12 protein-coding genes are annotated in these 12665 nt (G+C 43.4%); 3 read left to right on the top strand and 9 right to left on the bottom strand.

From position 1 onward, the window contains the following. Positions 1-31: 31 nt before the first annotated feature. The 6 genes from QSH61_RS12555 to rpsP all read right to left on the bottom strand — a co-directional run bounded on the left by QSH61_RS12555 (position 32) and on the right by rpsP (position 4078). The gene (locus tag QSH61_RS12555; RefSeq protein ID WP_174169992.1) at positions 32-469 is read right to left on the bottom strand and encodes a hypothetical protein; all 438 of its coding nucleotides are present in this window, start codon (positions 467-469) and stop codon (positions 32-34) included. Positions 470-757: 288 nt separating this feature from the next. Then, positions 758-1906: a bifunctional chorismate mutase/prephenate dehydrogenase gene (gene tyrA / locus QSH61_RS12560; RefSeq protein WP_174169991.1), complete on the bottom strand. Its 1149-nt coding sequence runs from the start codon at positions 1904-1906 to the stop codon at positions 758-760. A 212-nt stretch (positions 1907-2118) separates the two neighbouring features. After that, positions 2119-2478: a 50S ribosomal protein L19 gene (gene rplS, locus QSH61_RS12565; RefSeq protein ID WP_017216162.1), complete on the bottom strand. Its 360-nt coding sequence runs from the start codon at positions 2476-2478 to the stop codon at positions 2119-2121. A gap of 33 nt (positions 2479-2511) precedes the next feature. After that, positions 2512-3279 carry a tRNA (guanosine(37)-N1)-methyltransferase TrmD gene (gene trmD, locus QSH61_RS12570; RefSeq protein WP_174169990.1) on the bottom strand — a complete coding sequence of 256 codons (768 nt, stop codon included), beginning with the start codon at positions 3277-3279 and terminating at the stop codon, positions 2512-2514. Continuing rightward, positions 3279-3812 carry a ribosome maturation factor RimM gene (gene rimM / locus QSH61_RS12575; RefSeq protein ID WP_010606688.1) on the bottom strand — a complete coding sequence of 178 codons (534 nt, stop codon included), beginning with the start codon at positions 3810-3812 and terminating at the stop codon, positions 3279-3281. Before rimM ends, trmD begins: the two co-directional genes overlap by 1 nt. Before the next feature lie 17 nt (positions 3813-3829). Continuing rightward, positions 3830-4078, bottom strand: a complete 249-nt coding sequence (rpsP, locus tag QSH61_RS12580; RefSeq protein ID WP_010371051.1) for a 30S ribosomal protein S16 — start codon at positions 4076-4078, stop codon at positions 3830-3832. A gap of 256 nt (positions 4079-4334) precedes the next feature. On the opposite strand from rpsP, the gene QSH61_RS12585 reads away from it, so the two are divergent. After that, positions 4335-5993 (top strand): tannase/feruloyl esterase family alpha/beta hydrolase, encoded by a 1659-nt coding sequence (locus tag QSH61_RS12585; protein ID WP_206471084.1) that lies wholly within the window; start codon positions 4335-4337, stop codon positions 5991-5993. 59 nt (positions 5994-6052) lie between these two features. Here the strand turns inward: QSH61_RS12585 and ffh are convergent, their stop codons facing one another. Further along, positions 6053-7432, bottom strand: coding sequence for a signal recognition particle protein (gene ffh / locus QSH61_RS12590; RefSeq protein WP_010606686.1), 1380 nt, complete (start codon positions 7430-7432; stop codon positions 6053-6055). A gap of 207 nt (positions 7433-7639) precedes the next feature. On the opposite strand from ffh, the gene QSH61_RS12595 reads away from it, so the two are divergent. After that, entirely contained in the window at positions 7640-8446 is an 807-nt protein-coding gene (locus QSH61_RS12595; RefSeq protein ID WP_174169988.1) for a cytochrome C assembly family protein, read from the top strand. 68 nt (positions 8447-8514) lie between these two features. Beyond that, positions 8515-9777 (top strand): HlyC/CorC family transporter, encoded by a 1263-nt coding sequence (locus tag QSH61_RS12600; RefSeq protein ID WP_010606684.1) that lies wholly within the window; start codon positions 8515-8517, stop codon positions 9775-9777. A 453-nt stretch (positions 9778-10230) separates the two neighbouring features. On the opposite strand, the gene QSH61_RS12605 is transcribed toward QSH61_RS12600, so the two are convergent. Both QSH61_RS12605 and gshA read right to left on the bottom strand, forming a co-directional pair. Beyond that, positions 10231-10839 carry a transglycosylase SLT domain-containing protein gene (locus QSH61_RS12605; protein ID WP_010606683.1) on the bottom strand — a complete coding sequence of 203 codons (609 nt, stop codon included), beginning with the start codon at positions 10837-10839 and terminating at the stop codon, positions 10231-10233. 129 nt (positions 10840-10968) lie between these two features. Beyond that, complete coding sequence (gshA, locus tag QSH61_RS12610; RefSeq protein WP_174169987.1) at positions 10969-12546, bottom strand: glutamate--cysteine ligase; 1578 nt, start codon at positions 12544-12546, stop codon at positions 10969-10971. Positions 12547-12665: the final 119 nt, after the last annotated feature.

Consider the following 12665-nt stretch of genomic DNA (forward strand, 5'->3'; position numbering starts at 1 on the left):
ACAGCGGGTGGTTTTCCAGTGCTTTAACTTGTTAACTGCTTTTGCAAACATGATAGATTTCCTGTGTATCAACAAACTTGTTCACTTGGGACCAATTTTGACCATCGTAATAATTAACAACAACACCATGCTTATGTACATATATCGTAATTTTGTCTGATTTATAAAAATATCCAGGAGCAGCAGTTGCTACATAGTTTTGCCAGTTTGAGCCATTTAATTTCAACCATTTATTAAGTCGGCTATATTCAACTGAACCCTTGTTGATTTTTCCATTACATGTAGCCCAAAAATCTGGTTGATAAGCAGAAAAGTCTATATCTTGGGAACGGTCAAACCACAGAAACAATGCGCCAACTAGAAGTGCTGCAACGATAACAACACATGCAATAACTTTAAGGAACTTGACCATGCGACTCCATGCAGTTAACGAGTCAGTAGAATCACTTGTTTTTAATACATTTCCCATTGTGGTATTAACCTTAGCCGTGTTCTTTATTTGATTCAACCATTCACTTTAAAAAGAAAGAAATCGCTGACACCCACCTCATGCTTGGAGCTGTATTATCAGCATTGATGCAGATAGTAACGGGTATTATTTGATACTTCGCTTCGTTAGGCTAGGGCTAAGAACAAATTTCTTTTGTATCAGCATCTAAGTTATTTGTCGCCATAAATGGCGACCTACATAAAATCGTGGCGTAAAGCCACTCCCGCAACACTATTTGCACTGTGATGTAGGAGACATACCTTGACGCTAAATACTTTCCTCATAATCCAACACTTTTGCGTCATTGGCTTTGTTAAGCAGGCCTCGGCTTTGTGATAAGAAGTGTTTCGCGCTTTCTGAGAAATACTGTTTGGCCTCTGAAAAAGATTGCATTAGGCCTTCTTTATCGCCTTGTTGTAGCTTGGTCAATGTCTGCTCAAAGGTATCTTGATAGCTTGCCAATAACCCTTCTACATCATTAAATTGCGCGAGCATAATATCTGAATAAAGCTCAGGGGATTGCGCAAACAGCCGTCCCACCATCATCAGCTCTAATTGGTAGATAGGCGATGAGCAGCTTCTTAGCTCTTTTAATGAATGGCACTGCTTAGATAAGAACTGACCGTATACAAACGTAGTTAAGTGGCGCATTACCTGAATGATCTGCATGGATTGGTCGTGTTTTTTAGCGTCCATCGGTACCAACTGGCTGCCCCAGATCTTTAGTTGCTTGATTAATCCTTCGCATTGCTTTGGCATACGTCCTTCGCACACCACGACAGTTTGCTTAACCCAGTGAGATATATCTGGACCAAACATAGGGTGTAGACCGACCACAGGGCCGTTGTGCTTGTTCATTAGTACTTTGAGCGGGGCTTGCTTCACAGAGGTAATATCTGCAAGAATACAATCATCAGGTAGCGCTGGTAACTCGTTAACGACTTGCTCTAGCGCGTTAATTGGTACGCTCACCAGCACCAATTTTGCATCACTCAGTAGCTCAGTAGCCTGTGATTGATTGTCTTTGTCTAAAATGCGTACTTCGTAGCCTGAGCGTCTAAACTGTTTCGCAAACAGTTTACCCATGGCGCCTTGGCCACCGACAATAACAACCGGAGACATTTTTGGTGCGGCACAGGCGAGTTCACTTTGCTGGTTTTCGTAGGCTTCTCGCATCATACGACGCAGAATATCTTCAACTAAATCAGGGTTTACCCCTTTGGCATCCGCTTCTGCGCGCCGGGCTTTGATCAGCTCAGCTTCGCGCTTCGGCACATGTAGCGGTGCGCCCTTTTGCTGTTTTATTTTTCCAACCTGCTCGGTCAATGCTTTGCGCTTTGCAAGTAGTGCGACAAGCTCACTATCGCAATCATCTATTGCAACGCGTATTGCTTCTAAATCGTTAGCCCCATTCATGATGTAAACTTATATATACAGTAGTAAATCAAATAATACACCGAGTCTAACAAGAAGTGCGCCGCTTTAAAAGTAAGCAACCATGAAAATATCGTGACAAGACGCCTGATATGTCAGTGAGTATTCACAGAATGGAAATAATGAGAGGAAATAAAACCAAAACAGGCCGCATAAAGCGGCCTGTTTTATCTGCATTTGATAAATGCGACGTATTAGTTAAGTTTTTCTTTAATACGTGCAGATTTACCAGAACGCTCACGTAGGTAGTAAAGCTTAGCGCGACGAACCGCACCACGACGCTTAACTGCTACGCTGCTGATAAGAGGGCTGTGCGTTTGGAATACACGCTCAACACCTTCACCGCTTGAAATCTTACGAACAGTGAAAGATGAGTGTAGACCACGGTTACGCTTAGCGATTACAACACCTTCAAAGGCCTGTAGACGCTCTTTGTTACCTTCTTTTACGCGTACCTGTACAACTACTGTATCACCAGCGCCGAACGCAGGTACGTCTTGCTTAAGCTGTTCAGCTTCAAGCTCTTTAATAATATTTTGGTTTACTTTTGCCATTTTATTTCTCACATTCCTAGGTGTAACTGTCTTCTAGCCACAAGCTTGGCCATTCTCTTGCTGAAATTCAGCAAGTAATGCCGCCTGCTCCTCAGTCAGAGCTAGGTTACGCAACAAGTCAGGACGACGTTGCCAAGTTCTACCCAAAGACTGCTTTAAGCGCCATTTGGCTATTTCTTGGTGGTTTCCGCTGAGTAATACAGCAGGCACCTGTTTATCATCCAATGTTTCCGGCCGAGTATAATGAGGACAATCCAACAAGCCATCCGAAAATGAATCTTGTTCTGCTGATTGGTTATGACCTAACACACCTGGCACTAATCGCGCGACTGCATCGATTAATGTCATGGCTGGTAACTCACCACCACTCAGTATAAAATCGCCGATGGACCACTCTTCGTCTATATAAGACTCGATGATCCGCTCATCAATACCTTCATAACGACCCGCTACTAAAATCAACTTTTCAGATTGCGCCAATTCAGTCGCACCTTGTTGATCTAGCTTTCGCCCTTGAGGGGACATATAAATTACTTTAGCGCCTGCTCCTGCTGCCGTTTTGGCATCAAGAATAGCTTTTTTAAGAGGCTCAACCATCATCAACATTCCCGGGCCACCACCATAAGGGCGGTCATCCACGGTTCTATGTTTATCAGTGGCGTAGTCTCTCGGATTCCAACAATTAAACTCAATCAAGCCGTTTTTCACAGCTCGACCCGTTACGCCTTGCTGAGTTATCGCATTAAACATGTCAGGAAAAAGTGAAACCACTCCAACCCATAGCTTTTGCTGATCGCTCATTAAAACGCTGGATCCCAATCTACCGTAATTTTTCTCTCGTCATGATTAATATCCAAAATAACAGAGTCTGTTAAGAATGGAATTAATCTTTCCGATTGGCCAAATGCATCTTTTTTGTTTGCTTTCACAACCAAAACGTCGTTTGAACCAGTCTCCATCAAGTCATCAACTATGCCTAAGTCGTAGCCTTTATCGGTTACTACTGACATGCCGATGAGATCTCGCCAATAAAACTCCCCTTCAGGTAATTCAGGAAGCTGCTCAGCATAAACAGCGATTTCAGCATTGGTATAAGCCACTGCTTCGTCTCTGTCGTTTACCTGTGCAAATTTAGCGATATATCCCTTGTTGTGACGACGCCAGTCGCTCACTTCAAGGTTTTGCCATTTACCTTGTTGCCCTATCAACCATGGGCTGAAATCGAAGATCCCTTGGGGATCGTCAGTAAATGAATGCACCTTAAGCCAACCCTTGATGCCATAAGGAGCACCAAGCTTACCAACAACGATTGTCGAGGTTTTACTTTGACTCATGGTTACACTTACGCCTATTAAGCCGCTTTACGAGCGTCTTTAACCAGCTTCGCAACACGATCTGAAAGAGCTGCACCTTGACCTACCCAGTGATCAACACGAGATAAATCTAAACGTACTTTTTCTTCCTGACCTGCAGCGATAGGGTTAAAGAAACCTACCTTCTCGATGAAACGACCGTCACGCGAGAAACGGCTATCCGCAACCACGATTTGATAGAATGGACGCTTTTTAGCGCCGCCACGTTGCAAACGAATAGTTACCATACCGTCCTCTACATAGATTGACTGTTTTCATTAATAAGTTTGTACTTCCCATTACGGGAAGCTCGGGCATTTTACGCATTTTCACGCGCAATGCAAGTTAATTCCAAAGTTGATGCTTTATTAGACCCTGCTACAAAGTTACCGCTGAAGTTTCGCACGGCACATTCGTCCCAATAGTGGTACAAAAAATTGGCTTTTTCAGCACTGCTGGAAAGTCGAAAATCCCTGTTGTTTCATTTATAAGGAAAGCACACATATGAACCAAATGCGAAAAGCAAAACGTTCAATTAAACATCTACTTCTAGGTATACCACTCTTTTCTTTTGCGCTCATTGCTACTTCAACACTTGCAGCAAACAATGAAGAAATAACGGCTTGTAAACTGTTACGTTTTGGTGACTTCTCGCAGCTAGAGCAAGGTAATGCTGCAATGAGTATCACCAACGCAGAATATGTACCAAGCCAAACCCTAGATGCCGACACCGAACTCTGGACATATAAGTATAGTCGCCTATTGGGTGCACCTATACCAAAAGGAATAAACTCTTTACCTGAGCACTGTTTGGTTGAAGGCTATGCGGCACCGACGATACGTTTTCAGCTTAGGTTGCCAATGAATCAAGTTTGGAACCAACGTTTCTTGCTCAATGCCTGTATGGGCTTTTGTGGCGAAGTATCCAACTACCCAACGATGGCTGGCGTTATGCGTAATTACGCGACCATGTCTCATGATGGCGGCCATACTGCTGCCGGATTCGATGGTTTGTGGGCTAAAAACAATGTGCCATTAAGGGAGGACTTTGCCTACCGAGCGAATCATGTGGTTGCTGTTGCAGCAAGGGCGGTTATTGAGCGCTTTTATAGTAAACAACTTACGTACTCATTTATATCGGGTTGTTCGAAGGGAGGTCATGCAGGGATAATGGCCGCAAAGCGTTACCCAAATGATTTTGATGGCGTGATTGCCAGAGGACCGACGATTAATTACACCAAAGTCAACCTAATTAACTGCATGGATAACGCAAAAGCTATTTTGGATGAAAACGATAACGCACTGCTCGATGCAAGCTACACTGACTTTATTTCACAGGCCGTCATGCAAGCATGTGACCATAAAGATGGCTTAGTTGATGGATTAATAAGCGACCCAAGACGCTGCGATTTTGACCCGCAAACGCTCCTGTGCAGCAACAACACCACGGGTAAATGCCTGACACCTCGCCAAGTCAACGCAATTAAGGAAATATATGCACCATCCTACGACCAACAAGGCAACGTCATTTATGGCGGCCTCCCCTATGGCTCTGAACCTGAATGGACAGGTTGGTTGTTCCCTGAAGCACCGTTTATCAAGCCTTATCACTATTATGCTGCAACCGAGTATTTAAAGTACTTGGCTTTTCCTCGAGAAAGATACAATCAAGGCAACTGGAGAGACTTTTCTTATAACAATGAGGCTGGAGAGCTTTCACCTATCTCAAGCTTTATGGACGCCGATCACCCTGATCTCACTGGATTTAAAAATAGCGGTGGCAAAATGATTGTATTACATGGATGGTCAGACGCTGCAATACCCGCATATGCAACTATTGATTGGTATGAGTCAGTTATCAACTATATGGGTAAAGACAACACCTACGACTTTGCTCGGCTATTCTTGCCACCAGGATTGGTGCATTGTGGTATCGAGGGACCTGGCGCTGAAACCTTTGATGCTATCGCAGCGTTAGCGCATTGGCTTGATACAGGCATAGCACCGGATGCGCTTATGACGCAAAAAGAAGATCCGCAGGGTAATATTCTTTTCACTCGCCCTGTTTACCCCTATCCACAAGAAGCCCAGTACATTGGTACAGGCGACCCTAAAAAAGCAGAAAACTTTAGGCCAATAGTGCCCAATTTTAAGAATAACTAAGTAAACAAAAAGGCAAGCCCCATGGCTTGCCTTCACGTTATAAAAACTATAAAACGGTGTTAGAACTTAGGCCCACCGCCACCGAACATGCCCGGCGGCATCATGCCTTTCATGTTCTTCATCATTTTCATCATGCCGCCTTTGCCTTTCATCTTCTTCATCATCTTCTGCATTTGGGTAAATTGCTTCAGCAACTTATTAATGTCTTGTACTTGCGTACCAGAACCCGCAGCGATACGCTTTTTACGCGAGCCTTTGATGATTTCAGGACGTGCACGCTCTTTTGGCGTCATTGAGCTTATGATGGCTTCCATTTGGTTAAAGGTCTTATCATTTACTTGACCTTTTACTGCATCTGGCAAGTTCGACATACCAGGCAGCTTTTCCATCATCGACATCATACCGCCCATGTTTTTCATCTGGCGCAGCTGCTCAGCAAAATCTTCCAGTGTAAAACCGTCGCCTTTAAAGACTTTCTCAGCCACTTTTTGGGCTTTGTCTTTATCGACTTTCATTTCGACTTCTTCAATAAGCGACAGTACATCGCCCATACCTAGAATTCGAGATGCAACACGGTCAGGGTGGAATGGCTCTAGAGCATCAGTTCTTTCACCCACACCGATAAACTTAATGGGTTTACCGGTAATATGACGAATAGACAGAGCCGCACCGCCGCGCGCATCACCATCCGTCTTAGTTAAGATAACACCGCTAAGTGGCAGCGCTTCATCAAACGCCTTTGCTGTATTTGCAGCATCCTGACCTGTCATTGAGTCAACGACAAATAAGGTTTCAATCGGATCAATCGCCGCGTGTAAATCTTTGATTTCGTCCATCATGTCTGCATCTACGTGCAAACGACCTGCGGTATCCACAAGTACCACATCAATGAACTTTTTCTTCGCGTGAGAAATAGCACCCGTTGCGATATCTACCGGCTTTTGTGAAATATCACTGGGGAAGAACTCGACGTCAACTTCTGCTGCTAACGTTTCAAGCTGTTTGATAGCCGCTGGACGATAAACGTCAGCACTCACCACCAACACAGATTTCTTTTTGCGCTCTTTAAGGAATTTAGCCAGCTTACCAACACTGGTGGTTTTACCCGCACCTTGAAGACCTGCCATCATGACGACAGCTGGCGGCTGCGCGTTTAGGTTCAGCTCCTCGTTGGCCTCACCCATCGACTTTTCAAGTTCTTCGCGAACAATCTTGATGAAAACCTGGCCTGGGCTCAGACTCTTTGTGACTTCTACACCAACCGCACGTTCTTTTACTTGTTTTACAAAGTCGCGCACAACCGGCAAGGCAACGTCAGCCTCAAGCAATGCCATGCGTACTTCACGGAGTGTTTCTTTAATATTGTCTTCAGTTAGTCGGCCACGGCCACTGATGTTTTTAAGCGTTTTTCCTAAACGCTCTTGGAGGTTTTCAAACATGTATCGGTTCCAAAATCTCGAAATTGTCGGGCATTATACTGATATGCGAGCCACTAATACAGTATTCAAGCCGATTGTTCTGCTTTTTACGCTTTCGTTGAACGAAAATAAGAATAAGTTAACGGATTGAAATAAAACCCTATGCAAGCGCAGAGGCTTTAAATACAATAGCTAAAAAAGGAAAGCAAAAATTAGGCACTTATTTTTATGTTGATTGTTAGCTTGTCATTAATCGCCTGTCTCTTTTACGTCATGGCCACTAGCCATGTTTTATCGCGCTTATTTGACAAACAAGGTCCAGATCAAAAGAAAACCTTAATATTAAGCACCGTCGCCATTTTGACTCATATGCTAGTGTTGGTGAATTCAGTGTTTACGCATCAAGGACAAGATCTCAGTACCGTCAACGTTGCCTTGTTAACCTGTTGGGTTATCGTCGTTTCTGTAACGACCGTATCTTTGCGCTTCCCTGCAACACTATTACTACCTGTGGTGTATGGCTTTGCCGCCATTTTGTTATTAGCAAGCCTGTTTATTCCGCACCATATTATTATGCATACAATAAACATAGATGTTGGTCTCGTTTTGCATATTTCACTTTCATTGTTGGCTTACTGCGTACTTATCATCGCCACCCTCTACGCCATTCAATTTATGTTTATTGATAAACGTCTAAAACAGCGGGATTTGGCGATTATGACCAGCCATCTACCGCCACTTATGCAAGTGGAAAGGCAGCTTTATCAACTGTTATTTGTAGGCACAGGTTTATTAACGCTGGCATTGGCATCCGGTTTTTACTTTTTAGACGGTATGTTCGCTAAAGAGACTATTCACAAAACCATTTTATCTATCGTTGCATGGCTTATTTATGTCGTCGTCGCATTTGGGCATAAGCAGTTCGGCTGGCGCGGTAAATCTGTGGTGATTTCAATCATAGCGGCTTCTGGCATCGTAACTTTAGGTTACTTTGGTAGTCGCTTTATACAAGAAGTGATTTTAGGCAGGTTTTAAACTTTAACTTGACTATCGTAACTCACTAACGCTTAATACTCTTTCGTAAGTAAAAAAGGGATCCACTGTTGGAAGACATATCGACCAGCGCCTTGTTTATCATACTCGGCGTGCTCATTTTGATGTCGGCTTATTTTTCTAGTTCAGAAACCGGTATCATGTCAATCAACCGTATTCGTCTACGCCATCTTGAAAAAGAGAATCACCGTGGTGCGAAGCGTGTAAGTAACCTCCTTAACCGTCCTGACAGACTGATTGGTCTGATCCTGATTGGAAATAACCTCGTCAATATTGCCGCTGCGCAAGTGGCTACCATCATTGGATTACGCCTGTATGGCGATATGGGTATCGCAGTTGCTACTTTTGGTCTCACACTTGTGGTTCTTATCTTCGCTGAAGTTACACCTAAGACTCTCGCGGCTTTATACCCTGAGAAAGTCGCGTTCCCAAGCTCTGTTATCCTCAAAGTATTGTTGAAGGTCTTGTTCCCTTTGGTTGTGGCAACCAACTGGATCACCAATGGTATGTTGCGATTGGTCGGGATCACACCACAAGAGATTGAAGAGCACAGCCTAAGTAAAGAAGAATTAAAAACCGTGGTAAATGAGTCGAGCGCTATGCTGCCCTCAAACCACCAAAACATGCTCACTTCTATCTTAGACTTGGATCACGTGACCGTAGAAGACATTATGATCCCACGCAGTGAAATCAATGCGATAGATATCAATGACGAGTGGAAAGATATTGCTCGCCAGCTCACGAATGCGCAGCATACCCGAGTGCTACTTTACCGTGACCAAATTGATGATGCGGTTGGTTTTATTCACGCTCGTGATGCGCTACGCCTACTGACAAAAGAGCAGTTTGATAAGCCGTCACTACTACGTGCGGTAAGAGAGATTTACTATGTACCAGAGAATACCTCGCTCAATACACAGCTGATTAAATTCCAAGAAGCCAAAGAGCGTATTGGTCTTGTTGTTGATGAGTATGGTGACATTCAAGGTCTGGTTACACTCGAAGATATTCTTGAAGAAGTTGTTGGTGACTTTACCACCACGCAGACGCGTGCGCCGAGCGAAGACGTAAACATGCAGCGTGATGGCTCAGTTATGGTTGACGGCAGTGTAAACGTGCGTGACTTAAATAAGGAAATGAGTTGGGACTTACCTACCGAAGGTCCTAAAACCCTGAGTGGCCTGATTGTAGAGCACCTTGAAGATATTCCAGATGCGCCTCTTGGCTTAACGATTTCTGGTTATAAGATGGAAGTCATTGAGATAAAAGAAAACATGATCAAGATGGTGAAAATTTCCTCTAATACCAATTAGCTTAATTAAGTGGTCTATTTTGAGGCAAGAAAATCTTGTCGATAACACCGCTACCGCGTCCTGCTATCGCCAAGGTACCTACATCCATATAGGCAAGGCAAAAATTTTACTATTTAACCTGAGGTTTGGATAAGGAATGTTCCAACTCATTGTTGCTAAAGCACAACTTAGTTTTCTCCTTGTCTAGCCAGAGAGTTTTAGGGAAAACAAGGCGAATTTACGCACCAATAGCTGGCTATTGGAAGTGAATTCAACGCAGTTAGCGCTAAAACTGGCTGCTAGAAAGGCATTAATTATCCGCAGCTCAGGTTATTTAGTTGTTCTAAATGAGAAATTTTTAACGCAGTTAGCGTCAGATTTTATCCTTCAAATTGAGCAAGTATTAAGACTAATTGGTATAACTCTTAAGCAAGTAAACTCAATTGTGGTGTTGAAAATAACACCGCAATTTCCTCAAGAAAAAATTCGCTCGAACCAGTTCTTATCTAAATCATCTTCACAGCGTTTAAGTTGAACGGCATAGCGCGCAGCTCGATGCTTTACCTTATTTGCGACTTGCATTAACCATTTCTTATTTTTATAAGTGCCACGACGATAACCGCCCCAGCCTTCATGATAATTGAGGTATTGTGCATAAGCGTCCCATTTTGACACGCCGTTTACTTTGTGAGTTTTGTATACGAACCAAGCCATAAAATCGATGGCGTCTTCAAAGTCATCGCGATCTGCACCTGAGTTTCCAGTTTCACGAATATAATCAGACCAGGTCGGAGTTTTGGCTTGAGAGTAGCCATAAGCAGAGCTCACTCTGCCAACAGGAATAAACCACAGGAAATATTCCATAGGAGGAGCCGCATCGTGACGAAAAGAGCTTTCTTGGTACATCATGCTCATCAGTACATGCTTTGGTGAGCCCCATTTTTCTTGAGCATCACGAGCATCATAATACCAATCTTCTTTTTCCTCAAAAATTTTACAAATATCATGAGGTTGTTTAGGTGGTGCAGTAGCACATCCGGATAAAACGGCGACGAGGCTAATTAAAATTAATTTTTTTTGCATTTTTTCGAAACCTAATGAACTTTTACAATTTGCATTGGTCTGAACTTATGAATGCAGCAGTTTAGCATTGTTTCATCCCTGAAATTTATTTGCGCAGCCTTATGGCTGCGCTTTTTTTTGTCTTGTGCATTATGCCCTTGAAAAATAATCGTCAAGGAAAGCCGTGAAGTCTACCGTATCCGCAGCTCTAACCGCAGCCTCATCTTCGAAAGACTGACGTGCAAATGACTTCAGCGTATCTTCATCGTAATAACCATATTTGATATCTTGATGAAGTTGCTTATATTTTTTCGCAAGTTCAATGCCCATTGAGCCTTGTTCTAAGGTACGACTCTTCAGTTGAGATAGCAACTGCCCAGAAAAAGTAAGTGCAGGCGTTTCAATTGACAACATTAATTTTTCCACCGTCGCCACATAGACTGATTGTTCAGTACTCGCATCTAACATTTTTGCGACTTTGAGTAAGTCTGTAAAAATCTCTGTGCCCCACTGTTTCACACTCACAGGCTCACCCGCTTTACTCAGTTCGAGTGCTGTGCAGCGACCTTGGTTAACCACCTGATGTAAATTCTTACCAGCGAGCTTCTGCGCTTCAAACGAAAGTTCAGGGCTTGGCTTTAACAAACAATAGGTTAAAAACACGTCTAGGAAGTGGATTTGCTCCAGACTCACACCGGTGTGCTCGAATGGGTTAACATCCAGCGCACGAATTTCGATATATTCGATACCACCACGTTCAAGTGCCTGAGTCGGCGTTTCACCAGACTTGGCATTGCGCTTTGGTCTAATTGGTGAGTAGAACTCATTTTCAATTTGTAAAATGTTGCGATTCAGCTGTTTTGGCTCTGCTGCTCGATAGTCTGGAATTTCATGATACAAGTCGGAGCGGCAACGAATGGCTTGTCGCAAGCCTGCAATATACTCATCCAGATCGTTATACATCACCTTAAGCGAGCTTTGTGCGCTATTGGTATAACCTAAATCACCCAGTCTAAGTGCGGTGCCATATTCAAGATATATGGAGCCATTTTCTAGCTTACTAAATGGCAAGTCGCTCTTTTTGCCTTGCAAAAATGACGGACAAAGCGCAGGAGATGCGCCAAACAGGTAGCTTATCAGCCACATTTCACGCTTGAAGTTACGAATGAGGCCTAAATACTGCTGGGAGATAAATGATTGTTGAGGGTTATCATCTTCAGACATCACTTGCAGGCTTTGCCATACGGTCTCTGGAAACGAAATATTGAAGTGCACACCCGCAATGGCCTGCATCATACTGCCATAGCGATTTTTCAGCCCTTCACGATATAGGGTTTTCATTTTGCCGATATTAGAAGTACCAAACTGTGCTAGGACAATATCTTCTTCATCCTCAATAAAGCACGGCATCGACAAAGGCCACAGTAACTCATCACCCATGTTAGCCAAAGTAAACTTCTGTAGATCAGAAAGTTGCGCTAATGTCTCTTGTGGGTCCTCACTCACTGGAGTGATAAATTCGAGTAGCGACTCAGAAAAATCAGTGGTGATATGACCATTGGTCAATGCATGGCCCGTCTTTTCTGGATGCGGTGTTTTCGCTATTTTTCCCGACCCTTGGATCCGCAATGCCTCACGTTCGATACCTCTTTTGATACCTTTGAAAACGCCGCGATGCGCGCCGTCAGACAATAAGTCCAGCTTAGTGTTTAAGTCTAATTGTTTCAAAAATTCTTCCTCGAACCTACAGGCCAATTTCAAGTTTATGGGGTCGAAACCAAATTATACCAAGTGTATTCATTAAATGAGTGATTTAAACCGAGCAATCAATTTAAATATGGTTACTT

This window comes from Pseudoalteromonas sp. JC3, from assembly GCF_030291895.1.
Classification (GTDB): domain Bacteria; phylum Pseudomonadota; class Gammaproteobacteria; order Enterobacterales; family Alteromonadaceae; genus Pseudoalteromonas.

Bases quoted from the DNA above. Each gene is read 5' to 3' on its own strand.
- ffh (WP_010606686.1), bottom strand. From the start codon at position 7,432: ATGTTTGAAAACCTCCAAGAGCGTTTAGGAAAAACGCTTAAAAACATC.
- rimM (WP_010606688.1), bottom strand. From the start codon at position 3,812: ATGAGTCAAAGTAAAACCTCGACAATCGTTGTTGGTAAGCTTGGTGCT.
- rplS (WP_017216162.1), bottom strand. From the start codon at position 2,478: ATGGCAAAAGTAAACCAAAATATTATTAAAGAGCTTGAAGCTGAACAG.
- QSH61_RS12595 (WP_174169988.1), top strand. From the start codon at position 7,640: ATGTTGATTGTTAGCTTGTCATTAATCGCCTGTCTCTTTTACGTCATG.
- QSH61_RS12585 (WP_206471084.1), top strand. From the start codon at position 4,335: ATGAACCAAATGCGAAAAGCAAAACGTTCAATTAAACATCTACTTCTA.
- tyrA (WP_174169991.1), bottom strand. From the start codon at position 1,906: ATGAATGGGGCTAACGATTTAGAAGCAATACGCGTTGCAATAGATGAT.
- rpsP (WP_010371051.1), bottom strand. From the start codon at position 4,078: ATGGTAACTATTCGTTTGCAACGTGGCGGCGCTAAAAAGCGTCCATTC.
- trmD (WP_174169990.1), bottom strand. From the start codon at position 3,279: ATGAGCGATCAGCAAAAGCTATGGGTTGGAGTGGTTTCACTTTTTCCT.
- QSH61_RS12555 (WP_174169992.1), bottom strand. From the start codon at position 469: ATGGGAAATGTATTAAAAACAAGTGATTCTACTGACTCGTTAACTGCA.
- QSH61_RS12605 (WP_010606683.1), bottom strand. From the start codon at position 10,839: ATGCAAAAAAAATTAATTTTAATTAGCCTCGTCGCCGTTTTATCCGGA.